29 protein-coding genes are annotated in these 22387 nt (G+C 64.0%); 17 read left to right on the top strand and 12 right to left on the bottom strand.

Annotation, left to right across the window (positions count from 1 at the left end; genetic code table 11):
* Positions 1 to 51 precede the first annotated feature (51 nt).
* The 10 genes from astD to OPU69_RS04855 all read left to right on the top strand — a co-directional run bounded on the left by astD (position 52) and on the right by OPU69_RS04855 (position 9422).
* Complete coding sequence (gene astD, locus OPU69_RS04900) at positions 52 to 1488, top strand: succinylglutamate-semialdehyde dehydrogenase (protein WP_498509527.1); 1437 nt, start codon at positions 52 to 54, stop codon at positions 1486 to 1488.
* A gap of 123 nt (positions 1489 to 1611) precedes the next feature.
* Positions 1612 to 2409: a uroporphyrinogen-III C-methyltransferase gene (gene cobA / locus OPU69_RS04895; RefSeq protein WP_498509526.1), complete on the top strand. Its 798-nt coding sequence runs from the start codon at positions 1612 to 1614 to the stop codon at positions 2407 to 2409.
* The gene (locus OPU69_RS04890; protein WP_060979982.1) at positions 2406 to 2696 is read left to right on the top strand and encodes a DUF2849 domain-containing protein; all 291 of its coding nucleotides are present in this window, start codon (positions 2406 to 2408) and stop codon (positions 2694 to 2696) included. The genes cobA and OPU69_RS04890 overlap by 4 nt, the downstream gene beginning before the upstream one ends.
* Before the next feature lie 4 nt (positions 2697 to 2700).
* Entirely contained in the window at positions 2701 to 3153 is a 453-nt protein-coding gene (locus tag OPU69_RS04885) for a hypothetical protein (protein WP_060979983.1), read from the top strand.
* Between the two features lie 21 nt (positions 3154 to 3174).
* Positions 3175 to 4809: a nitrite/sulfite reductase gene (locus tag OPU69_RS04880; RefSeq protein ID WP_498509525.1), complete on the top strand. Its 1635-nt coding sequence runs from the start codon at positions 3175 to 3177 to the stop codon at positions 4807 to 4809.
* A complete protein-coding gene (locus OPU69_RS04875) occupies positions 4802 to 5239 on the top strand; it encodes a DUF934 domain-containing protein (RefSeq protein WP_498509524.1) in 438 nt (145 codons plus the stop codon). The genes OPU69_RS04880 and OPU69_RS04875 overlap by 8 nt, the downstream gene beginning before the upstream one ends.
* On the top strand, positions 5236 to 6066 hold the full coding sequence (locus OPU69_RS04870; protein WP_498509523.1) for a phosphoadenylyl-sulfate reductase: 831 nt from the start codon (positions 5236 to 5238) through the stop codon (positions 6064 to 6066). Before OPU69_RS04875 ends, OPU69_RS04870 begins: the two co-directional genes overlap by 4 nt.
* A 59-nt stretch (positions 6067 to 6125) precedes the next feature.
* The gene (locus OPU69_RS04865; RefSeq protein ID WP_498509522.1) at positions 6126 to 6545 is read left to right on the top strand and encodes a BLUF domain-containing protein; all 420 of its coding nucleotides are present in this window, start codon (positions 6126 to 6128) and stop codon (positions 6543 to 6545) included.
* A 239-nt stretch (positions 6546 to 6784) separates the two neighbouring features.
* Positions 6785 to 7255, top strand: coding sequence for a hypothetical protein (locus OPU69_RS04860; RefSeq protein ID WP_060979988.1), 471 nt, complete (start codon positions 6785 to 6787; stop codon positions 7253 to 7255).
* A gap of 118 nt (positions 7256 to 7373) precedes the next feature.
* Positions 7374 to 9422 (top strand): amidohydrolase family protein, encoded by a 2049-nt coding sequence (locus OPU69_RS04855; protein WP_498509521.1) that lies wholly within the window; start codon positions 7374 to 7376, stop codon positions 9420 to 9422.
* Between the two features lie 107 nt (positions 9423 to 9529).
* On the opposite strand, the gene OPU69_RS04850 is transcribed toward OPU69_RS04855, so the two are convergent.
* The gene (locus OPU69_RS04850) at positions 9530 to 10117 is read right to left on the bottom strand and encodes a GNAT family N-acetyltransferase (protein WP_498509520.1); all 588 of its coding nucleotides are present in this window, start codon (positions 10115 to 10117) and stop codon (positions 9530 to 9532) included.
* Positions 10118 to 10121: 4 nt separating this feature from the next.
* Complete coding sequence (locus OPU69_RS04845; protein WP_498509519.1) at positions 10122 to 11261, bottom strand: beta-ketoacyl-ACP synthase III; 1140 nt, start codon at positions 11259 to 11261, stop codon at positions 10122 to 10124.
* Positions 11262 to 11434: 173 nt separating this feature from the next.
* On the opposite strand from OPU69_RS04845, the gene OPU69_RS04840 reads away from it, so the two are divergent.
* On the top strand, positions 11435 to 12259 hold the full coding sequence (locus tag OPU69_RS04840) for an SDR family NAD(P)-dependent oxidoreductase (protein WP_498509518.1): 825 nt from the start codon (positions 11435 to 11437) through the stop codon (positions 12257 to 12259).
* On the top strand, positions 12256 to 12684 hold the full coding sequence (locus OPU69_RS04835; protein ID WP_498509517.1) for a cupin domain-containing protein: 429 nt from the start codon (positions 12256 to 12258) through the stop codon (positions 12682 to 12684). Before OPU69_RS04840 ends, OPU69_RS04835 begins: the two co-directional genes overlap by 4 nt.
* A 12-nt stretch (positions 12685 to 12696) precedes the next feature.
* Here the strand turns inward: OPU69_RS04835 and OPU69_RS04830 are convergent, their stop codons facing one another.
* Both OPU69_RS04830 and OPU69_RS04825 read right to left on the bottom strand, forming a co-directional pair.
* Entirely contained in the window at positions 12697 to 13047 is a 351-nt protein-coding gene (locus OPU69_RS04830; RefSeq protein ID WP_060979994.1) for a hypothetical protein, read from the bottom strand.
* 113 nt (positions 13048 to 13160) lie between these two features.
* On the bottom strand, positions 13161 to 13565 hold the full coding sequence (locus tag OPU69_RS04825; protein ID WP_060979995.1) for a GFA family protein: 405 nt from the start codon (positions 13563 to 13565) through the stop codon (positions 13161 to 13163).
* Positions 13566 to 13707: 142 nt separating this feature from the next.
* On the opposite strand from OPU69_RS04825, the gene OPU69_RS04820 reads away from it, so the two are divergent.
* A complete protein-coding gene (locus tag OPU69_RS04820; RefSeq protein ID WP_498509516.1) occupies positions 13708 to 14511 on the top strand; it encodes a hypothetical protein in 804 nt (267 codons plus the stop codon).
* A gap of 6 nt (positions 14512 to 14517) precedes the next feature.
* Here the strand turns inward: OPU69_RS04820 and OPU69_RS04815 are convergent, their stop codons facing one another.
* Positions 14518 to 15009, bottom strand: coding sequence for a DUF2505 domain-containing protein (locus OPU69_RS04815; RefSeq protein ID WP_060979997.1), 492 nt, complete (start codon positions 15007 to 15009; stop codon positions 14518 to 14520).
* 59 nt (positions 15010 to 15068) lie between these two features.
* Between OPU69_RS04815 and OPU69_RS04810 the strand changes: the two genes are divergently transcribed.
* Together OPU69_RS04810 and OPU69_RS04805 are read left to right on the top strand one after the other, a co-directional pair.
* Positions 15069 to 15689 (top strand): LysE family translocator, encoded by a 621-nt coding sequence (locus OPU69_RS04810; RefSeq protein ID WP_498509515.1) that lies wholly within the window; start codon positions 15069 to 15071, stop codon positions 15687 to 15689.
* Positions 15690 to 15755: 66 nt separating this feature from the next.
* Positions 15756 to 15998, top strand: coding sequence for a hypothetical protein (locus tag OPU69_RS04805; protein ID WP_060979999.1), 243 nt, complete (start codon positions 15756 to 15758; stop codon positions 15996 to 15998).
* A gap of 12 nt (positions 15999 to 16010) precedes the next feature.
* On the opposite strand, the gene OPU69_RS04800 is transcribed toward OPU69_RS04805, so the two are convergent.
* Both OPU69_RS04800 and OPU69_RS04795 read right to left on the bottom strand, forming a co-directional pair.
* Positions 16011 to 17021 carry an NAD(P)H-dependent flavin oxidoreductase gene (locus OPU69_RS04800; RefSeq protein WP_060980000.1) on the bottom strand — a complete coding sequence of 337 codons (1011 nt, stop codon included), beginning with the start codon at positions 17019 to 17021 and terminating at the stop codon, positions 16011 to 16013.
* On the bottom strand, positions 17018 to 18280 hold the full coding sequence (locus tag OPU69_RS04795; protein WP_060980001.1) for an aspartate kinase: 1263 nt from the start codon (positions 18278 to 18280) through the stop codon (positions 17018 to 17020). The genes OPU69_RS04800 and OPU69_RS04795 overlap by 4 nt, the downstream gene beginning before the upstream one ends.
* A 70-nt stretch (positions 18281 to 18350) precedes the next feature.
* On the opposite strand from OPU69_RS04795, the gene ubiG reads away from it, so the two are divergent.
* Entirely contained in the window at positions 18351 to 19100 is a 750-nt protein-coding gene (gene ubiG, locus OPU69_RS04790; RefSeq protein ID WP_060980002.1) for a bifunctional 2-polyprenyl-6-hydroxyphenol methylase/3-demethylubiquinol 3-O-methyltransferase UbiG, read from the top strand.
* Here the strand turns inward: ubiG and OPU69_RS04785 are convergent.
* From OPU69_RS04785 to OPU69_RS04765, 5 genes are all read right to left on the bottom strand, one after another.
* The gene (locus OPU69_RS04785) at positions 19097 to 19387 is read right to left on the bottom strand and encodes a type II toxin-antitoxin system RelE/ParE family toxin (RefSeq protein WP_060980003.1); all 291 of its coding nucleotides are present in this window, start codon (positions 19385 to 19387) and stop codon (positions 19097 to 19099) included. The two genes, ubiG and OPU69_RS04785, sit on opposite strands and share 4 nt — an antisense overlap.
* Complete coding sequence (locus OPU69_RS04780) at positions 19380 to 19625, bottom strand: type II toxin-antitoxin system ParD family antitoxin (protein ID WP_060980004.1); 246 nt, start codon at positions 19623 to 19625, stop codon at positions 19380 to 19382. The genes OPU69_RS04785 and OPU69_RS04780 overlap by 8 nt, the downstream gene beginning before the upstream one ends.
* Before the next feature lie 98 nt (positions 19626 to 19723).
* The gene (locus OPU69_RS04775; RefSeq protein WP_446659054.1) at positions 19724 to 19951 is read right to left on the bottom strand and encodes a type II toxin-antitoxin system HicB family antitoxin; all 228 of its coding nucleotides are present in this window, start codon (positions 19949 to 19951) and stop codon (positions 19724 to 19726) included.
* The gene (locus tag OPU69_RS04770) at positions 19948 to 20202 is read right to left on the bottom strand and encodes a type II toxin-antitoxin system HicA family toxin (RefSeq protein WP_498509514.1); all 255 of its coding nucleotides are present in this window, start codon (positions 20200 to 20202) and stop codon (positions 19948 to 19950) included. Before OPU69_RS04770 ends, OPU69_RS04775 begins: the two co-directional genes overlap by 4 nt.
* Positions 20203 to 20212: 10 nt before the next feature.
* Positions 20213 to 21763: a replicative DNA helicase gene (locus OPU69_RS04765; protein WP_081096951.1), complete on the bottom strand. Its 1551-nt coding sequence runs from the start codon at positions 21761 to 21763 to the stop codon at positions 20213 to 20215.
* 137 nt (positions 21764 to 21900) lie between these two features.
* Between OPU69_RS04765 and OPU69_RS04760 the strand changes: the two genes are divergently transcribed.
* Positions 21901 to 22383, top strand: a complete 483-nt coding sequence (locus OPU69_RS04760; RefSeq protein ID WP_060980007.1) for a UPF0262 family protein — start codon at positions 21901 to 21903, stop codon at positions 22381 to 22383.
* Positions 22384 to 22387: the final 4 nt, after the last annotated feature.

The raw sequence follows: 22387 nt of genomic DNA, 5'->3' as shown, positions 1-22387 counted from the left end.
CCGCCGCGTTCATAACTTGCTATCGGGGGCTCCAGGTTCGCACAACCGGTCATGAACTGCTCGCCAGAAAGCGTGAAATTGCCTGAACTTGTCTCCTTCGAGCCTGCAAGCGGTGCCCGGCTCTGGTCCGGCCCGCATGGCGATGTCGATGCCGAAGTCGCAACCGCGCGTGCGGCCTTTCCCGAATGGGTGGCGATGGCGGTCACCAAACGGATCGAGCTTTGCCGCCGCTTTGCCAATCAGGTGCGCGCGCGCGCCGAGGAAATGGCCGAGCTGATCGCGCGCGAAACCGGCAAGCCGATGTGGGAATCGCGGACCGAGGTGGAATCGGTCGTTGCCAAGGTCGATATTTCGGTCGCCGCCTATGCCGAGCGCACCTCGCAGCGCAAGCTGGACAGCGCTCTGGGCGGCACCATGGCATTGAGGCACAAGCCGCATGGCGTGATGGCGGTGCTGGGGCCTTACAATTTCCCCGCACATCTGCCCAACGGCCATATCATCCCCGCGCTGATCGCGGGCAATGCCGTGGTGTTCAAACCTTCGGAAAAGACGCCTGCCGTCGGCGCGATGCTGGTCGAATGCCTGCACCAGGCCGGGATCCCCGAAGGCGTGGTGCGGCTGCTGATCGGCGGTGCGGACGAGGGCAAGGCGCTCGTCGCGCACGAAGACGTCGATGGCGTGCTGTTCACCGGCTCTGCCACCACGGGCATCGCGATCAACCGCACGCTCGCCAGCCGCCCGGACAAGATCGTCGCGCTGGAAATGGGCGGCAACAATCCCATGGTCATCTGGGATACGCCGTGCATCGCCGATGCGGCGGTGCTGATCATCCAGTCGGCCTTTACCTCGGCGGGCCAGCGCTGCTCGGCGGCCAGCCGTCTGATCGTGCGTGACACCATCTACGATGCGGTGATTGCCGAAACCAAGAAGCTGGCCGACCGGCTGGTCGTGGGCAAGCCGTTCGACGATCCGCAGCCGTTCATGGGCCCGGTGATCGACAATGCCACCGCCGACGGGCTGACCGAAAGCTTCCTCTATTTCCTCAGCAACGGCGGCCGCGTCATCAAGCATCTGGTGCGGCTCGACGACAATCTGCCCTTCCTGTCGCCCGCGATCATCGACGTCACCAATGTCAAGGATCGGCCCGATATCGAGCTGTTCGGCCCGCTGCTGCAGGTGGTCAAGGTCAGCTCGTTCGAGGAGGCGGTGGCCGAGGCGAACAATACCCGTTTCGGCCTGTCCGCCGCTCTGGTGGGCGGAACCCCGCAGCATTACAAGCAGTTCTGGGCCAACATCCGCGCCGGAATCGTCAACTGGAACCGGCCGACCAACGGGGCCTCGTCCAAGGCACCGTTCGGCGGGGTGGGACTTTCAGGCAACCACCGCCCCAGCGCCTATTACGCGGCCGATTACTGCGCTTATCCGGTTGTCTCGAACGAGATGGAGCAGCCGCGCGCGACCATCGGCATCGGCCTGAAGTCGGACTGAACCGGGGCCGGGAGACCAGGTTCCTTCGCAGCCGCAAAAGCAAATCTAACCCCTGCCCAAGGGGTTCTGCTTTGCATCCAAGGCCTCCAAATATCAGATGCACCGTTGGAAAGGACCAACGGCATGACGCATCCCCCTTCTGTCCCGCAAGCGGCGCCCGGCACCGTCTGGCTGGTCGGCGCAGGCCCCGGCGACCCCGATCTGCTCACCGTCAAGGCCGCGCGGATCATCGCGCGCGCGCGGCTGATCGTGCATGACGGTCTGGTCGATGACGCCATCCTGGCGCTCGCCCGGCCCGATGCGCAGCTGATCTCGGTCGCCAAGCAGCGCGCCCGGCACACGCTTCCGCAACAGGATATCAACGCGCTGCTGATCGAGCAGGCACGCGCCGGCCATGATGTCGTGCGGCTAAAGGGCGGCGATCCGTTCATCTTCGGGCGCGGCGGCGAAGAGGTCGACGATTGCCGCGCCGCTGGCGTGCGGGTCGAGGTCATCCCCGGCATCAGCGCGGCCAATGGTGCCGCTGCCGCTGCCCAACTGCCACTGACCCATCGCGAGCTATCGAGCGCGGTCACCTTCGTTGCGGGCCAGTGCAAGGGCCTGACCGAGCAGGACTGGTCGGGCCTGGCCGGAAAGGGCCGCACGCTCGTCATCTATATGGGCGTCGCCACCGGCGATGCGATCGCCGAAAAGCTGATCGCCGACGGCCTGTCGCCCGATACGCCCGTGGCCGTGCTCGAGAAAGGCACGCGCGCCGATATGCGCACCCTGCGCACGCTGCTGACCGATCTCGGGCCCATGATCGCGCGCGAGCAGGTGGTGAGCCCCGCGCTGATCGTGATCGGCGATGTCGTCACCCGCGCCAACGCCACCGACTGCCTGCCCACGCTCTTTGCCCAGCATCTGGAGCCGATTTCATGAAGATTCTCACCGGTAACGACCTGAAGACCGGCGACGTCATCTGGTGGGCGGGCGATACGCGCTGGTCGCGCCACCTGGCCGACAGCGTTGATGCAGGCGACGAGGCCGAGGCGATCCTCAAGCGTGAGGAATCCGCGTTGCGCGTCAATGTGCCCTATATCGTCGATGGCAAGCAGACCGATCAGGGTCCGATGCCGCTGCACATCAAGGAACGCATCCGTGCCTTCGGACCCACGGTGCGCACCGACCTTGCCATCAACACCAGCATTCCGATCGTGAGGGCCTGAAACTATGCCCTCGCGCCGTGATGCCCTGACGGGAATGGCGGGCCTGGCCATGCTGGGCGGTGTTGTCGCACCCGCGCATGCCGCGGGCCCAAGCCCGACGGTGGTGGTCGAACAGACGCTGCTCAAGGCACTGCCGGGCAAGGCCGATGCGCTGGGCCAGTTCCTTGCCGCAAACTGGCTGGTGATGGACCAGCAGGCGCTCGACCAGGGCCTGTTCACCGGCTTCTGGCTGGCGCGCTCCGCCCCCGGCTTCGAGGCCTGGGATTATGCGATGCAGGTCGGTTACCCGACCGCGCAAGGGTATGACGACCCTGCCACGGCAAAGGGTTTCGAGGCGATCCGCAAGGCCCACAAGACCGTGCTGATCGAGGGCGAAGGTCTGGCGGAGCTTGGCCGGATCGTCGGCAGCCAGCGGCTCGACCTGGTCGCCGTTCGCGGCTTTGCCGCACAGGTTTGAGATTTTTCGGAAGGGTACGCGATGTATCAGTATGACCAATATGACCAGGCGATGGTCGATGCACGCGTCGCGGAGTTCCGCGACCAGGTGCGCCGCCGCCTCGATGGCAGCCTGCCCGAGGAGGAGTTCCGGCATCTTCGCCTGAAGAACGGCCTCTATCTGCAATTGCACGCCTATATGCTGCGCGTGGCGATCCCCTATGGCACGCTCAGTTCGAAGCAGATGCACATGCTCGCCCATATCGCGCGCAAGTATGACAAGGGCTATGGCCATTTTACCACCCGGCAGAACATCCAGTATAACTGGATCAAGCTGGAGGACGCGCCCGATATTCTCGCCGAACTGGCGACGGTGGAGATGCACGCGATCCAGACCAGCGGCAATTGCATCCGCAACATCAGCTCCGACCAGTTTGCTGGCGCTGCTGCCGACGAGATTGCCGATCCGAGGCCCTGGGCGGAACTGCTGCGGCAATGGTCGACCTTCCACCCCGAATTCCAGCTGCTGCCGCGCAAGTTCAAGATCGCGGTCATCGCCTCGCCCAATGACCGGGCGGCGATGCGGCTGCATGACATCGGCATCGAGCTGGTGAAGAATGCCGACGGTGTGCTCGGCGCTCGGTTCTTTGCCGGTGGCGGCATGGGCCGCACCCCGATGATCGCGCCGATGATCCGCGAGTGGGTGCCGATCGAGGAGCTGATCAGCTATGCCGAGGCGTGCCTGCGCGTCTACAACCGCCATGGCCGCCGCGACAACAAGTACAAGGCGCGCATCAAGATCCTGGTGCACGAACTCGGCGCGGCGGAATATATCCGCCAGGTCGAGGAAGAGTTCGCGCACATGAAGACGCTGGGGCTCAACCCGCCTGCGGCCGAGCTCGAGCGAATCAGCGCGTTCTTCCGCGACCCGCCGTTCGAGCAGGGGCTGAGCGACGAAATCGACCGGTCGGACCCCGATTTCGCGGTCTGGGTCGATCAGAACACGCACCCGCACCGCGTGCCAGGCTACACGTCGCTGACGATCAGCCTCAAGCCTGCGGGCGGCATTCCCGGCGATGCCACCGCCGAGCAGATCGACCTGATGGCCGAACTGGCGCGCGACTACGCGTTCGACGAGCTGCGCGTGACGCATGCGCAGAACATCGTGCTGGCGCATGTCCGCAAGGCTGATCTCTACGCGATCTGGCAGAAGCTCGATGATGCAGGCCTCGCCACCGCCAATCTCGACCTGATCGGCGACATGATCGCCTGCCCCGGGCTCGATTATTGCAGCCTCGCCAATGCCCGCTCGATTCCGGTGGCGCAGAAGATTTCGGAGCGTTTCGCCGATACCGGGCGGCAACGGGAATTGGGCGAACTCAAGCTCAAGATCTCGGGCTGCATCAACGCCTGCGGCCACCACCATGCCGGACATATCGGCATTCTGGGCGTCGACAAGAAGGGGCTGGAAAACTACCAGCTGCTGCTCGGCGGATCGGGCGCGGAGGATGTCTCGCTCGCCAAGATCGTCGGCCCCGGCTTTGACGAGGATGGCATCGTCAACGCGGTCGAGACCGTCACCAACGTGTATCTTGGCGCGCGCGAACCCGGCGAACGCTTTGTCGACACCTATCGCCGCATCGGCATGCAGCCGTTCAAGGAGGCGCTTTATGGCTGACGTCCAGATCCTTTATCGCGATGAGCCCGCTGTCACCGACACCGCCATCCCGTTCGCCGAGTTCACCGCAGGCACCAATTCGGCTGCGGTGCGCATCGAGCCGGGCGAGGACGCGCGCGCGCTGCTGCCGCAGCTCGATCAGCTCCGCCTTGTCGAGGTGAACTTCCCGAGTTTCGGCGACGGACGCGGATTTTCCAGCGCGCAGATCCTGCGCGAAGCCGGATACAAGGGCGAGCTGCGCGCGGTCGGCGATGTGCTGGTCGACCAGTTCGTCTTCCTGCGCCGCTGCGGATTCGACAGCTTTGCCCCCAATCGCCCGCTGAACCCCGACGATGTGAAAGCGGCAGAAGGTTTCTTCCCCGAATTCTACCAGAAGACCAGCGACGGCGTCGCCGCGATCTGGGCCAAGCGGCATCAGGTGGCATCATGAAGCAGACCGAAATCAACGCGCAGCCCGCTGCCAGTGCTGCCCCCCGCCAGCGCGACCGCATTGATGCGGGTCCGCGCTTTACCGAGCGCGATGCTATCCGCCTCAATAACATGTTCCGCGGCACCGATACGGCAGAGATGATGCGCACCGTGATCCGCGACGGACTGGTCGGCGATCTTGCGATCGTCTCGTCCTTCGGCGCAGAGAGTGCGGTGCTGCTGCACATGATCGCTTCGGTCGATCCCTCGCTGCCGGTGCTGTTCCTCGACACCGGCAAGCATTTCCCCGAGACGCTGGCCTATCGCGACACCCTGGTCGAGCGGCTCGGCCTCACCAACCTGATCCTGCTGTCGCCTGACGCAGAGGATCTGGAAAAGCAGGACGCCAATGGCCTGCGCTGGTCCTATGATCCCGATGGCTGCTGCGAGATCCGCAAGGTCCGCCCGCTGGCCAAGGCGCTGCTCGCCTATGACGGCTCGATCACCGGGCGCAAGGGTTTCCAGTCGGCGACGCGCCAGGGCCTGCCGCGGTTCGAGATCGACACGTCCGACGCGCAGGGCCGGTTCAAGCTCAATCCGCTCGCGAGCTGGACCAAGGAGATGCTCGACGGCTATTTCGCCGAACACGACTTGCCGCGCCACCCGCTCGAGGCGCAGGGCTATCCCTCGATCGGCTGCGCGCCCTGCACCAGCAAGGTCGCGCCCGGCGAAGATCCGCGCTCGGGCCGCTGGAAGGGCTGGGACAAGACCGAATGCGGCATCCATAGCGAGGTAACGCCGCTCCCCGATGCCCGGGATGACAATGGCGCGAATGACCCTGTCTTCTGATCGACATTAAACTGCAGAAAAATTCGGAACAATTCGATCCGATTCAGGGCATTTTAACCATGCCCCATCAAGCTGCGGTCATGTCAGAGCGCTCCGATCTTTTGCAGATCCTGTATATCAGCACGGTGTCTCCAAGAGAAACCGTCGATCTGGGATCGATCCTCGCGGTCGCCCGGCGCAATAACCGCGCGCACGACATTACCGGCCTGCTGATGTTCAACGGCAAGCGCTTTCTCCAAGTGCTCGAAGGGCCGTGGGGTGCGGTGGAGAACACGTTCGAGCGGATTCGGCGCGATACGCGGCACCGCGCGCAAGTGATGCTCAGCCGCCGGACCGTGGGCAGACGCGAGTTCGGCGACTGGTCGATGGCGTTTCGCGACGGACATGCCGACGAGGTCTATGACATCATCTGTGCCAGGACGGCAGATGCCCATCCCAATCTGCGTGCCGAGCTGACGGCCTTCGCCAGACAGATCTGAAGGCATAGTCTGCATCTATTGCTGCGCAGCATGAACGTCTTTCGCGCTGCGGTTGACAGACGGGTTCCCCGCCCCCATTCTCGATGAAGCAGGCCGGGCCCCTCTGGCGCAGCGTTCTCAAAATGCTGCGTGATGTCGGACTGCTACGGGATGCGCACCATCCCGGGCTTCCGGCCCGGTCTTACGATCGAAATCCCGCGCATCCCGACCAATGCACATCCATTGGAAAGGACAAAGAGATGAAAAATATAAAGGCCGCCACGATCGCGGCTCTGTCAGTTGCAGGACTTTCGATCCCCGCCAGCGCTTCCGAATTCCAGCACATCCGCCATCAGGTGCAGGTGCCGCACGGAGAGCGCGAGGTGACCGCCGTCTATCAGCCCAAGACGATGGTCAGCTATCGCCAGATCGGCAATATGAGCCCGAACCGGCCCAGCACCGCCCGCTGCTTGTGGAAGGCGGAAGTCATGGTCGAACGGCATCTCCAGGCACCGGCCGGACAGGGCAGCCATGTCGTGCGCACGCTGGTACCGGCCAAGCTGATCGAAGGATCGACCAACGGCCGCTGCGCCCAGGGCAAGGAGCAGGTCAGCGACACGCTCGCCCGCCGCGCCGATGAGGTGCAGGCGCATGTGCTGGCGGTCGCCGCCGAAGACCGCAATGCGCTGATGGCCGAACTCAGCATCGCCACGGGCAACCCGGCGAGCTGACCTCTGCAAATCCTCCCCCGGCCTGTCCGGGGGAGGATTTTCCCCGGCCCGCTTGCCTTCCCCTTCGCGCTAGCCCATTGTCTGCGAAGATAAAAATCCTCGCAGGGAAGGACTGGCCGTGGCCGCTAAAGCACTGAAATTCGGTTCCATCGCGCTCGCGCTCGCGATCGCCCCATTGGGCATGCCCGCACTGGCGCAAGATTCGACCGAGAATTTCACCGTCATCATCGGCGGCGCCAATGTCGGCCATCTCGATGTCGTGCGCAGCGGCGACACGGTGAAGATCGATTACGACTACAAGAACAACGGTCGCGGCCCGACCATGAAGGAAGAGCTGAAGCTCGACGCCAAGGGCATGCCCGTCAGCTGGAAGATCACCGGCAACTCGACCTTCGGCAACGCGATCAACGAGAGCTTCACGATGCAGCGCGGCACCGCGCGCTGGACCGATTCGACCGGCAGCGGCACCGCCAAACCCAAGGGCCAGGCCATTTATGTCGCGCAGGAGGGCAGCCCCTGGGCGGCTGGGCTTTATGCCCGCGCGCTGCTCGCCGATGATGATCGCTCGATCCCCGCGCTGCCCGGTGGCGCACTGAGCCTGGCAGAGCTGGAAAAGGTGCAGGTGACCGGCACTGGCGGCGCGATGACCGTCACCGCCTATGCGCTGTCGGGCAACGATCTCGACCCCGGCTATTTCCTGCTCGACGACAAGGGCGCGCTGTTCGCCGCGATCAGCCCGCGTGCGGTGTTCGTGCGCAAGGGCTTCGAGGGCGAGGACATCAAACTGCGCGATCTCGCAGTCAAATATTCGACCGAACGCTTCGTCAAGATGCAGGCCAAGGCAGCGAACACGTACAAGGCGCCGGTGCGCATCACCAATGTGCGCGTGTTCGATCCGGTGGCGATGAAGCTCACCGAACCGAAAAGCGTGCTGGTCAGCGGCCGCCATATCTCCGCCGTACTGCCTGCCAGCAGCCCCGCGACGCCAGGCGAGGTGACTATCGATGGCGAAGGCGGCACGCTGGTTCCGGGCCTGTACGAGATGCACGGGCATATCGGCCAGGAAGACGCGATGCTCAACGTGCTTGCGGGCATCACCTCGGTGCGCGACATGGGCAACGAGATCGACGTGCTCGACGGCCTGATCGAGCGGATAGACAACGGCGTTCTGGCGGGTCCGCGGATCATCAAATCCGGCTTTATCGAGGGCAAGTCGCCGTTCAGCTCGAACAACGGCATATTGGTGAACAGCCAGCAGGAGGCAATCGACGCCGCGCGCTTCTATGCCGCGCGCGACTATCAGGCGATCAAGATCTACAACAGCATGAACCCCGAATGGATTCCGGCGCTGGTCAAGGAAGCCAAGGCGCTGGGGCTGCATGTCATGGGCCACGTGCCTGCCTTCACCAATGCCGATGCGATGATCGCGGCGGGCTATGACGAGATGACGCATATCAACCAGGTGATGCTGGGCTGGGTGCTCGAACCGGGAGAGGACACGCGCACGCTGCTGCGCCTCACCGCATTGAAGCGCCTGCCCGCGCTCGACCTCAACAGCGGCCGCGTCAACGCGACGATCCGCGCGATGGTCGACAACAAGGTGACGATCGACCCCACTTTCGCCATCCATGAATCGCTGCTGCTCTCGCGCAACGGCATGATCAATCCCGGCATGGCCGATTATGTCGACCATATGCCCGTCGGCGTGCAGCGCAGCGCGAAACAGGCCTGGGCCAAGATCGCCGATGCGGCGGACGACAAGGCCTATCGCGGCGCGTTCGATCAGGTTGCGGCGACGATCCGCAAGATGCACGAATCGGGCATCTTCCTGATCCCCGGCACCGATATGGGCGGCAGCTTCACCTATCACCGCGAGCTGGAACTCTATCAGAAGGCCGGGATGACGCCCGCGCAGATCCTGCGGCGCGCGACCTATGACATGGCGCAGTATCTGAAGCAGGACCAGTCGCTGGGCAGCATCGAGAAGGGCAAATATGCCGATTTCTTCCTGATCCAGGGCGACCCGACGAAGGACCTCAAAGCCATCAAGGCGATCCGTCTCGTCGCCAAGGACGGCGTGTTCTACTATCCGAGCGAGGTCTATCCCGAGTTCGGCATCAGGCCGTTTGCGGCCAAGCCCAAGGTGAAGCTGCCCAAAGAGGGTTGAGCAAATCGCTTTCCCTGATCGTCACCCCCGCGAAAGCGGGGGTCCCGCTTCTGCGCTGATGTTTCGATCGTAGCGGGATTCCCGCTTTCGCGGGAATGACGGCGGTTTCAGAGCATCCGCGCCCAGAACTGCATCGGGTGCGGCGTCTCGTGTGTGTCGCCGATATCGAGCCAGTCGAAGCTGGTCACCAGCCCGGACACCCTGGCATAGCCGCGCTTCGCCCAGAACGCGTCGAGCGGGCGATAGTCGCTCGGACGCATCGGGTGATCCGCCGGACGCTGCACCGCGCAGAAGAGCGCGACATTTGCCCCGGCCGCACGGCCCGCCGTCTCGCGATGATCGAAGAACGCGTGGCCAATCCCCTGCCCGCGATAGCCCGGCAGCAGCACCGATTCGCCGAAATAGAATGCCCGGGCAACGTCCCATCCATTCGCGACAAACGGGGCCTTGAAGGCGTCCTTTTGCGCAGCGAGCGGCGATGCCGTGGCCGCGCCGACAATGGTATCGCCGTCGCGCGCAATCACCAGCGCCGCATCGGGCGCAGCGGCAAATTCGGCGAGATACTCGCGCTCATAGGCGGCGTCGCCATCATAGAGATAGGGCCACTCGCGAAACACCGCGATGCGCAAGCTCGCCAGCGCGTCGATGGCCTCGGCGATGCTGTGGACGGGCAAAGTCTCGACCGTCACCGCCATTGCTTTACGCAGCCTTGCGGATAACCACGGACCCTGCGGAATAGCCCGCACCGAACGAGCAGATGATGCCGGTATCACCCGGCTTCAAATCCTCGCTGTTCAGATGGAAGGCGATGATCGATCCTGCGGACGAGGTGTTCGCATAGCTGTCGAGCACGGTCGGGCTCTCGTCTTCGCTCGCCTCATGTCCCAGCACGCGCTGCGCGATCAGCCGGTTCATGCCCGCATTGGCCTGGTGCAGCCACAGGCGGCGCAGGTCAGCCGGTGCGATGCCGAGCCGTGCGATATGGTCGGTGATCAGATCGCCGACCATCGGCACCACCTCCTTGAACACCTTGCGCCCTTCCTGGACGAACAGCTTGTCGGCGCTGTCGCGCGTTTCGGGCGCGGTGCGGTTCAAGAAACCGAAATTGTTGCGGATATTGTTCGAGAAGCGCGTCTTGAGCTGCGTGCCCAATATATCCCAGTGCCCGACGGGCGCGAAATCGGCCGCCTCGACCAGTACGGCGGTCGCGACGTCGCCGAAGATGAAATGGCTGTCGCGGTCGCGCCAGTTGAGATGGCCCGAGCAGATTTCCGGGCTGACCACCAGCACCGAACGCGCATTCCCTGCGCGGATGAAATCGGCGGCGGTCTGGATGCCGAAGGTCGCCGACGAGCATGCGACATTCATGTCGAAGCCGAAGCCCTCGATGCCCAGTGCGTCCTGCACCTCGATCGCGATGGCGGGATAGGCGCGCTGCAGGTTCGAGCAGGCGACCAGCACCGCATCGACGTCCTTCGCATCGCGGCCCGCACGCTCGAGCGCATCGCGCGCGGCGGCAACGCCGATTTCGGCCAGGACGGATATCTGGTCATTGGGACGCTCTTCGAACCGCGGGCACATCACGTCAACATCAAGGATCGACGCCTTGGAAAGCACCTTGCGCGCCTTGATTCCGCTCGCCTTCTCGATGAACTCGACCGAGCTCGGCTGCAGCGCAGTCCTCTCGCCCGCCTCGATTTCGGCGGCATGCTGCGCATTATGCTGCGCAACATAAGCGTTGAAACTGGCGACCAGCTCTTCGTTGCTGATGCTGCCTGCGGGGGTGAAAAGGCCGGTCGAGGAGATGACCGGGCGGGCTTGGTTATAGGCGGAAGTCATGTATCCGTAAGGTCCTGCACTATAGCTGGAGCGGGCTGGCGTCTTACTGCGGCAACACGGCCTTGGCAAGGGTGGTGCGGCGGGTGGCGACGCGGCTCTGGGCGGATTTTTCCCGCTTGCGGTTTGGCGCAGACCGCCCTTTGATGCCGCAAACATGGACAGGAGCAGGATGCATGGAATATTCGGGCAAGGTCATCTGGATTACCGGGGCTTCATCAGGCATTGGCGAGGCGCTGGCCGAGGCCCTTGCCGCGCGCGGCGCGCACATCATCCTTTCGGGCCGTCGCACCGATGCGTTACAGGCGGTAGCAGACCGGCTGCCGACGGAGAGCATGATCCTGCCCTTCGAGACCACGGACCAGGCCGCGCTGCCCGGCATCGTCGAAAAGGCAATCGCGTGGAAGGGCCAGGTCGACGGGCTGATCAACAATGCCGGGATCAGCCAGCGCGCGCTCGCGGTGGACAGCGCGCTCGAGGTCTATGACCGGATCATCGCTGTCGATCTGCTCGCGCCGATCTGGCTGACCCAGCTGCTGCTGCCGCACATGGCCTCGCGCAAGTCAGGACTGATCGTGGGCATCTCCTCGGTCGCAGGCCGCGCCGGGGTGCCGCTGCGCACCGCCTATTGCGCCGCCAAGCACGGGCTGATCGGCTATCTCGATGCGCTGCGCGCCGAGACCGAAACGCATTACGGGCTGAAGGTGCACACCGTGCTTCCAGGCTCCATCCGCACCGCCGTCTCGGCTAATGCGCTATCGGGCGATGGCACCGCCTTCGGTCACACTGACAGCGCTATCGCCAATGGCATGGACCCGGCCGAATGCGCCAGCCGCATCCTGGCGGGAATCGATGCCGGCGAACCGGAGATCCTGGTTGCCGAAGGCATGGAGGACATGATCGCCAAGCTGCGCATGAACGATCCGCTCAAGGCGTTCGAACTGATCGGGTCGATCGGCGCGCAGATGGCGGCCAAGCGCGACCAGGAGCGCGCCGGATGAGCGACGCGGCGCGCGCGCTGATCGAGACCCTGGGCCTGGCCCCGCATCCCGAAGGCGGCTGGTATAAGGAAACCTGGCGTGGACCTGCCGGGGCCGATGGCCGCGCGAGCGAAACGCTCATCTATTTCCTGCTCGAGGCCGGGCAGCGCTCGCACTGCCACACGGTCGATGCGACCGAGATCTGGTGCTGGCACGCCGGTCACCCAATCGCGCTCGGCCACGCACCGGGGGATGCAGGGCCGGTGAGCTGGCACCGGCTCGGCGCGGACATCCTGCATGGCGAGACCGCACAGGCCGTCATCCCGCCCGGCCACTGGCAGGCGGCGCATGCCGATAAGGGCTGGGCGCTGGTCAGCTGCCTGGTCTCGCCGGGATTCGAATTCGGCGGCTTCGTGTTGGCAGAAGAGGGTTGGGAGCCGGGTTGAGCAAGAAATTCGTCAGCCAAGCATCGTGAACGTTATCTTCAGGCCATAGTCGCGGCGGGTAGCCATAGTATTGTCATAGCGGATGGTTAGCGACGTGCTGGCAAGCTTGGCCAACCTGATGGTTTTAGCAACGCGCAACGAATAATTGTCAAAATTCTGATCCTGGTCCTTTCCGATTTCAGCCCCATCGTGGCTGAGCGTCAGATAGGCGCTATTGCCTTCCCCGGTTTTCACGCCCGTGTGCCAGGCGTAGATTTCCAAGTTTGTGTCGAAAAGAAACGGACCGATAACGAGCGCGTCGATACCGGCTCCGCCAGTCGTACGGCTTTCTCCAATCTGAAGATCATCAAATGGTCCGGCCATTTTCGCATTCCCTTGCTGCAAACGTTCGGCCGCATAATAGCTTGCGTCACTACTTCTCACATAATTATGGCTTGTTAATCTCCTGTCGCACCGCTGGAGACTGGCAGCCCAGCCTAACCCGGCGTCTTGTCGAACTTTACCGCATCCTCGGCAAAGCGCACCCAGGGCTGGGCGCTTTGCGTCCAGAAATGCAGCTTCGGATCGAGACCACTCACATCGTCGAGCGTGCCCGCCTTGACGAAATGCAGACCCTGCTGGCTGGGCAGATCGGACAATATCGGCGATCCGCAATTGCCGCAGAAGCGCCGCCAGACCGGATCGCCGCTTTCGCCCCGGTCCTCATAGGTCTTGAGCTCGCCGGTGATCGTCATCTGCGCGGCGGCGACCCCGATCAGCACCGACATCGCGCTGCCTGCCTGTTTCTGGCAATTGCGGCAATGGCAGACCGCGGCCATCAGCGGCTCACCCTCGATCGCATAGCGCACCGCGCCGCACAGGCATCCGCCGGTTGTCGTCATGTTCCATCCTCCCCAATGCTTGCATGGCCGTTTGCCACGTCGGTTGACAATGTTGCACGATATCCCGGCGTTGCGGAACATGATATTCTCGGTGCGCGGGCAGTCATCGACTCATGCCTGCCCCAAGCAGGGGGTAATGCAGATGACAAAGAGAGGATCACGCAGCGCCGCAACTCTGGCTCTGGCGGCCATGGTGCTTGCACCCATTCCCGCGCAGGCCGCACCGCCCGACGATGTCGCCGATCTGGTCGGCGCGCGCGGGGCCGGAGGCGAAACCCAGCTCGAACAGCGCGGATATACTTTTGTCGACGTGACCAAGGGCGACGAGCGCGCCTATGCCAACTGGTGGAACGGTGCCCGCAAGCGCTGCATCACCGTGGTCACCTATGATGGACGCTACGAGCGGATCGACAAGGCCTCACCCAGCGACTGCAAACAGAAATCGGGCGACAATGGCACCGCTGTTGCGGTCGCTGTCGGCGCAGCAGCTCTGATCGGCGCGCTGGCGCTCGCGCACAAGTCGCACCATCACGACAATGGCGAGCATGGCGGCACTGCCCAGCAGGAGGCCGCCTATGATCGCGGCTATCGCGACGGGCTCTACAACTATCCCTATCACAATTATGATCGGTCCGATTACTACTCGCAGGGCTATCAGGTCGGCGTGCAACAGCGCGAATATGACGGCAGCCATCGCCCCGGCCAGGGCGGCGGCGGCTATCGCGAGGATGTCTATGTCCAGGACCTGATCGGCCAGGCGCGCAGCTATTCGGAGGCCGAATTGCCCCGGCGCGGGTTCCGGCAGATCGAGACCTATACCACCAATGGCGATGGGCGGTTCACCACCTATTGGCGGCAGGTGTCCAAGCAGTGCATCTCGGTCAATACCCGCAACGCCAGGGTCTATGACATCACGACGCTGCGCAACAAGCAGTGCCGCAACTGATGGCGATCAGGCTGTTGCGGCGGAAACGGCTTCGAATTCCTGCCGCAACAGCCGGGTGCTGTCCTCGAGCATCAGGCTCTCGACCATCGCGGCAACCATCGGCGCGCGCGACTGTACGCTGACGGTGGCGGCGCAGGCCGTGCCGCCATCACCGTTGGCGCTGAGCGTCAGCAGGCATTGCCCCTCGGCGGACAGGCCCTTGGGCTTGGCGTCGCGTACCGCGTGCCAGCTGCCGTCGCTCTGACGCTGCCAGACATCGCGCTGGGTGAGATCTAGCCACGAACCGATGACCGCGCGGATCATCGCGGGCGCATCGACCGGGACCTGGCGGGTGATCGCGACATGGATTTCTTGCGGCGAAGGGCGCTCTACGGTCACCGCAATCTCGCGCGATCCCTGGCTCTGCATCATCGCGGTCAGGAATTCCGCGTCGGTCCAGCGGGCGACCACGGCCTCGACAGGAGCGGCAAAGTCATGATTTTCCTGACGTTCCAGCATGTCCGCTCCCTGCCCTGCCATGATTGCGCTTCTGCTCCGACACACTAGGCTGGCGGGCGATGTTGACAAGCTATCTCGCCACGGTGCTGCTGATCGAACTGACGCCGGGGCCGAACATGGCTTATCTGGCGGCGCTCACGCTGGGTCATGGACGGCGCGCGGGGCTGGCGGCAGTGGTCGGCGTCGCGCTGGGCCTGGCGCTGATCGGGCTGGCCGCCGCGATGGGCTTTGCCGCGCTGGTCGCCGCGAGCCCGCTATTGTGGAACGCGCTGCGCTGGGCTGGCACCGCCTATCTTTTCTACCTCGCCTGGGAGACCTGGCGCGACGAGAAGGAGACATCGCCCGCCGGCATTGCCGGTGGAACGTCCGGCCAGCACCGCTTCTTCCTGCGCGGACTGATGACCAACGTGCTGAATCCCAAGGCGGCGCTGTTCTATGTCGCGATTTTGCCGCGCTTCCTGCCGCAATCGGGTGCGAGCCTGCACGACGGGCTGCTGCTGACCGGAATCAGCGTTGTGGTTGCGACCGTGGTGCATGTGGCGATCGTCCTGCTCGCCGCCACGCTGCACCCGCTGCTCAGCGCACCGGAACGGCTGCGAACGACGCGGCGCGCGCTGGCGATCGGGCTTGCGGCCATCGCCTTGTGGTTCCTGTCGGGCAGCGCGTTGCCCGGCGGTTGAAGGGAACTATCGCCACCCACCTCCGTAATCCCCCCGATACCTGTGGGACACGATGGAGGCGAAAACATGATCCGACATGGCGAAGAGGTCGAAATGACCACCGAAGAGGCGAGCGGCGGGCAGAAGCGCAATATCGTGCGCTATGTGCTGATGGTGTCGCTGGGCCTTGCGATCATCGCGCTCAGCATCATCTGGATCACGGGCGCGGCGACGGGGCCGGAAAATCCCGCGCCCGACCCGCAGGAATCGGTGTCCGATCCAGTCGAGGCTCCCGAAGGCCAGGCCCCGCTGCCCAACCCGAACCCCTGATATTGACGCGTATCAGCGCGCGAGCGCCGCTTCGGTTTCGTCCATCAACGTGGCGATGATCTCGGCGGCGCTTTCCTCGCGGGTGACCATGCCGACCGACTGGCCCGCCATCAGCGATCCGTTCTCGACATCGCCATCTATCACCGCGCGGCGCAGCGCGCCTGCCCAGAAATGCTCGATCTGCAACTGGGCTTCGTTCATGTCTATGCCGCCCGCGTCGAGCAATGCGGCCACCTCGCGCTGCTTGGCGGTGAATTCCTCGGTGCCCTTGTTCTTGAGCGCGCGCACGGGAATCACCGGAAGGCGCGGATCGACCTGCACGCTGGCGACCGCATCGCGCGCGTTGCCGCGCAGGAACGCCTTTTTGAACGCCGGATGCGCGATCGATTCATGCGCGCAGACGAAACGCGTGCCCAACTGCACGCCTGCTGCACCCATTTCGAGATAGGCGGCGATCGCGCTGCCGCGTCCGATGCCGCCTGCGACGAACACCGGCACCTCGTGCGCCACTTCGGGCAGGATTTCCTGCGCCAGCACGCTCGTCGATACCGGCCCGATATGGCCGCCTGCCTCCATGCCCTCGATGACCAGCGCATCGACCCCTGAGCGGATGAACTTCTTGGCCAGCGTCAGAGCGGGCGCAAAGCAGACCACTTTCGCACCGGCGTCCTTGATCGCCTCGATGCTGCCCTTGGGCGGCAGACCGCCTGCGAGCACGACATGGCCGACACCATGCTTGGCGCACACCGCGATCAGATCCATCAGCTGCGGGTGCATGGTGATGAGGTTGACGCCAAACGGCTTGGTCGCCAGCGCCCTGGTTGCAGCGATTTCGGCATCAAGCAATTCGGGCGTCATCGCCCCGCAGGCAATCACGCCAAAGCCCCCCGCGTTGGATATCGCGGAGACGAGGTTGCGCTCCGACACCCAGCTCATCGCCCCGCACAGGATTGCGGTCTCGCTGCCCAAAAAGGCGGTGCCGCGCGCCATGGCGGCAGCGGTGAGCGGGTGGCTCACGCTCATGCCTCTACCGCGTCCAGCCCATAGGCCGTATGCAGCACGCGCACCGCGAGCTCGGTATAGTCTTCCTCGATCAGCACGCTGACCTTGATCTCGCTGGTCGAGATTGCCTGGATATTGACGCCGCGATCGGCCAGCGCCTTGAACATCGTCGAGGCGACGCCTGCATGGCTCTTCATGCCGACGCCGACCACCGAGATCTTGGCGACATTGGTATCGGGGATGATGCGGTTGAAGCCGATCGATTCCTTCGCGCCTTCGAGCAGGTCGAGCGAACGCGCCAGATCTGCGGCGGGCACGGTGAAGGTCACATCGGTCTCGCCCTTGTCGCGGCCGACATTCTGGATGATCATGTCGACATTGATCGCGGCCTCGGCGAGCGGGCCGAAGATGTTCGCCACCGCGCCCGGCTTGTCGGGCACGCGGGTCAGCGTGATCTTCGCCTCGTTTTTGTCGTGCGCGATGCCGGTAATCAGCTGGCGTTCCATGTCCATTCCTTCCAGTTCTTCGTCGCTGACGATCATCGTTCCGGGGATCGTGTCCGCAGCCGGCGCATCGTCGTCGATGAACGAGGACAGCACCTGCACGCGCACGCCTTCCTTCATCGCCAGGCCCACCGAGCGGGTCTGCAGCACCTTGGCCCCGACACTCGCCAGTTCGAGCATTTCTTCGTATGTCACATTGGCAAGCTTGCGCGCCTTGGCGACGATACGCGGATCGGTCGTGTAGACGCCGTCGACATCGGTATAGATGTCGCAGCGATCGGCCTTGACTGCCGCCGCTACCGCGACCGCCGAGGTATCCGATCCGCCCCGGCCCAGCGTGGTCACGCGGCCATCCTCGCTCATGCCCTGGAAACCGGGGATCACGGCAATGACGCCCTTCTGCATCTCGGCGATCAGCGCTTCGGCATCGATGCTGTCGATGCGCGCCTTGGCATGCGCCTCGACAGTCTTGATCGGGAGCTGCCAGCCCAGCCAGCTGCGCGCGTTGGCGCCAAGCGCCTGCAGCGCGATCGCCAGCAGGCCGCTCGTCACCTGCTCGCCGCTGGCGACGACGACGTCATATTCCGCCGGATCGTAGAGCGGGTTGGCCTCGCGGCAGAAATTGACCAGCCGGTCGGTCTCCCCCGCCATCGCGGAGACGACCACCGCGACCTCGTGCCCGGCATCCTGCTGGCGCTTGACGATGCGCGCGACCCTGCGGATGCGCTCTGTCCCGGCCATCGATGTGCCGCCGAATTTCATGACGATCCGTGCCATTGCCCGTTCGTGCTTTCCCTTATGCGAAGTTCGCCCCTATAACCGGGCGCTGCCATAGAGAGGCCCCATCATGAACGCAAGCACCGGAACCGTCGAAACGCGTAGCGGCACGATCGACCCCAAAGAGGCCGCGCATTTCGGCAGGCTCGCGGCCGAATGGTGGGATCCCAGGGGCGAATCGGCGATGCTGCACAAGCTGAACCCCGTGCGCCTTACCTATATCCGCGCCGCGATCGACCGGCATTGGGCAGAGGCGGGCGCAGCGCGCAAGCCGCTGGCGGGGCGCAGCGCGATCGATGTTGGCTGCGGCGCGGGGCTGCTGGCCGAACCGCTCGCCCGGCTGGGGGCGCGCGTGACCGGGCTCGATGCGGCGGCCGAAAATGTCGCGGCGGCGCAAGCGCATGCCGAGGCAGTCGGGCTCGCGATCGACTATCGCAATGTCGATGTCGAGACGCTGGCGGGCGAGACGTTCGATCTCGTCACCTCGATGGAGGTGATCGAGCATGTTACCGATCCTGCCGCATTCGTCGCGGCGCTGGAACGCGCGCTCGCGCCAGGCGGGCTGATGCTGCTGTCCACCCCCAATCGCACGCCGCTATCCCGGCTCATGCTGGTCGAAGCGGCAGAACGGCTGGGCCAGGTGCCTCGTGGGACGCACGACTGGCACAAGTTCCTGACGCCCGAGGAGCTGACCGCGCTGCTGAAGGATGCGGGCCTCACCGTCACCGACACGCGCGGCATCGCCTGGGACCCGCTCAAGGGCCTGCACCTTAGCGACAATCTGGCACTCAATTATCTGATGACGGTGGTGCGGGGCTAGAGATGTGACGGCGCCTGCATCCGCTGATGCAATATGCGCATAACCGCGATGCCTTCGGGTATGATGCGGAAGTAGACGACATGACGGCAGATCGTGCGCCGCCTGTAGTCCTTGCGGATGTGATCGCAGGCCGGTGCCATGTAAGGCGCGGTCGCTAGTTCGGCGCAGACCGCTTCAATGCCGTCGACATAGCGCAAGGCCTGTTCGCGCCCCCAATGGACGATGGTGTAGTCGAAAATGCCGTCAAGATCGCGCTGCGCCGCTGGCGCGAGCTTGAAACTAGCCATGCTCTTCAAGCTTGCGACGCTTGAACTCGGCGAAATCGAAAGGTTCGGGGTCGCCGCTCATTTCGCCCTCAATCAGCGCCGAGCGGATACTGTCCAGTTCGAGGTCGCGTTGCTGCGCCTGCCGGATCAGGTCCCGGATCGCCTCGCTGTCATTGGTGTAGCTGCCAGCGGCGATCTTGTCGGAAATCCAGGCGTCCTGCTGCTGCGTCAGCGTGATCGTCTTGCGCACCGTCGCCATAATGACATCCCATCATCGTCATACTATTGGTGCAATATGATGTGTATGGCTTCGATCGTCAAACCGAGGCTGCGAACCCTGTTGACGATGCTACGAGGTTAGGCGGCCCGAACACTCTGATAGGCGGGGCGGTAACGAGGTTCGGGTACGGGCAGGCCATCGGCTTCCAGGCTTTCGACAAAGGCTTCGATGGCGATTGCAATTTCTGCGGCAGCCTGTTCGGGCGTTGCTCCATGCGCGCTGCAATGTTTTAGATCGGGAACATCTGCGATCCAGCTTTCGTCCTCAGCCGACCAAAACAGGTTGATATGGTAATGCGGCGTCATGCCTTGTCATCCAACTGGAGCCCGTGGGCTTCGATAATAACAAGAAACTGGCGCACCTGATAGGGCTTGGCCGATTTGCCATCGGGTTGGGCGTTGATCCGGTCTCCAATGCCCTGGTGCTTGTAGATATGGTGGCTGCCCTTGACGCGATCCAGGACGAAACCATAAGCCTGCAAAAGCCGCTCCAACTCGGCGAAGCTCAGTGCACTGCCACGCAGCAATTTTTCCTGCAGCTTGCCGATACGCGTCATTCAGCCTCGCCTATTCGTCAAACCCACCTTCCATATAGTCTTCGCGGGCGAGGTCGCTGAACTTGGTATATTCGCTTTCGAAGCGCAGCTGGACGTTGCCGGTGGAGCCATGGCGCTGCTTGGCGACGACAACGGTCGCCTTGCCCTGCACCTTGAGATGGCGTTCCTCCCAGATCCGGTATTTCTCGACCTCTTCGGGCGTGCTGTTGTCGTCGGGAACGGTCGGCTGGAGCGCCTGATTGTAATATTCGTCGCGATAGATGAAGAGCACGATGTCCGCGTCCTGCTCGATCGATCCGGATTCGCGAAGGTCCGACAGCTGCGGTCGCTTGTCCTCGCGGCTTTCGACCGCGCGGCTGAGCTGCGACAGCGCCATCACCGGCAGCTGCAGCTCCTTGGCTAGCGTCTTGAGGCCGCGACTGATCTCCGAAATCTCGTTGACGCGCCCCTCGTTGCGGCCCGTACCCTGGAGCAGCTGGAGATAGTCGACCACGATGAAGCCGATATCGTGCTTGCGCTTGAGCCGCCGCGCGCGGGCGCGGAGCGCGGCGATGGTCAGGCCCGGCGTATCGTCGATAAACAGCGGCAGGTCCTCGAGCTCCTGCGAGGCCGCGACCAGCCGCTGGAACTCGTTGCGCGCGATCTGCCCCATGCGCAGCTTTTCAGAGCTGATCCGCGATTGCTCCGCCAGGATACGCGTGGCGAGCTGGTCTGCCGACATTTCGAGGCTGAAAAACGCGGTCTTCGCACCGACATTCTTGTCGTCGGCGACGCCCGCCGCCTTGTCGAGCCGCCAGCGCGCGGCGGCGTTGAAGGCGATGTTGGTGGCAAGCGAGGTCTTGCCCATGCCTGGGCGTCCGGCAAGGATCAAAAGGTCGGAAGGATGCAAGCCGCCAATCTTGGCGTTGAGATCGGTAAGACCCGTGGTCACGCCCGAGACATGGCCGCCGCTGTTCAGCGCCTTTTCGACCATCGACAGTGCGGTGCGGGTGGCGACGTTGAACTGCACCGCGCCGCTGGTATCGCCCTCGCCTTGCGCGACATTGTAGAGCGCGGCCTCGGCGAGCTCGATCTGCCCCATAGGGTCGACCGCCTCGCTGGTGTCCATCGCCTTTTCGACCAGCGATCGGCCGACCTGGATCAGCTCGCGCAGCAGCGCGAGATTGTAGATCTGCTCGGCAAAGTCGCGTGCGCCGATCAGCCCGCCGGCATCGCCGGTCAGCCGTGCGAGATAGCGCATACCGCCCAGCTCCGCCAAACCGGCGTCATTCTCGAAGAACGGCTTGAGCGTCACCGGGGTGACGGTGACGTTCTTGTCGATCAGCTTCATGATCTGCGCATAGAGCCGCTGATGGACGCTTTCGAAGAAATGCTCCGCCTTGAGCCGCGCGCCGACCTCTTCCGCGATGCGGTTGTCGATCAGCAGCGCGCCCAGGAACGCGGCCTCGGCCTCGATATTGCGCGGCAGCCGCGCTTCGGCGGGCTCGCGCGCATTCGGCGCGGCAATCTGGGGCGGCAGCGCCGGCGGCGGTGCGGCTTGGAGCAGGATATCTTCGGGCATCCGACCATAATCGCCGCAGCCGCCCGGGCGCGCAAGCCGCCTGTGCCAATAATCGTGTGGACAAGGCCGGGGAGAGCAGAACCGGCGGGCTTTTTCCGCTTGCCCCGATGCACGGCATAGGGAAAGACGGGGGGATCATGTCCAACCCGCGCATCATCCATGTCGAGCTCGACGAGCAGACGATTCTGTGGCGCAATGCGGATATCGAGCAGGAACGGCGCATCGCCATTTTCGACCTGATCGAGGACAATTTCTTCAAGCCGCTCAAAGCCTATCCCGATGGCTATGCCGGACCCTTCCGGCTGCATCTGGCGGTGTTCGAGGGCAGGCTTGCCATCACCATCTCGCGCGAGGATGGCAGCCATCTGGAAACGCTGGTGCTGGCGCTGGGCCGCTTCCGCCGCCCGATCCGCGAATATTTCGCGATCTGCGACAGCTATTATCAGGCGATCCGCAAGGCGACGGCGCAGGAGATCGAGACGATCGACATGGCGCGGCGCGGGGTCCACAACGACGCGGCCGAGCTGCTGGTCGAGCGACTGCAGGACAAGATCGAGATCGATTTTCCCACCGCGCGCCGCCTGTTCACGCTGATCTGCGTGCTGCACATCAAGGGCTGACACG

The sequence above is a fragment of the Blastomonas sp. 34TW genome (assembly GCF_059803595.1).
This window is presented reverse-complemented; position numbering and strand designations above follow the sequence as displayed.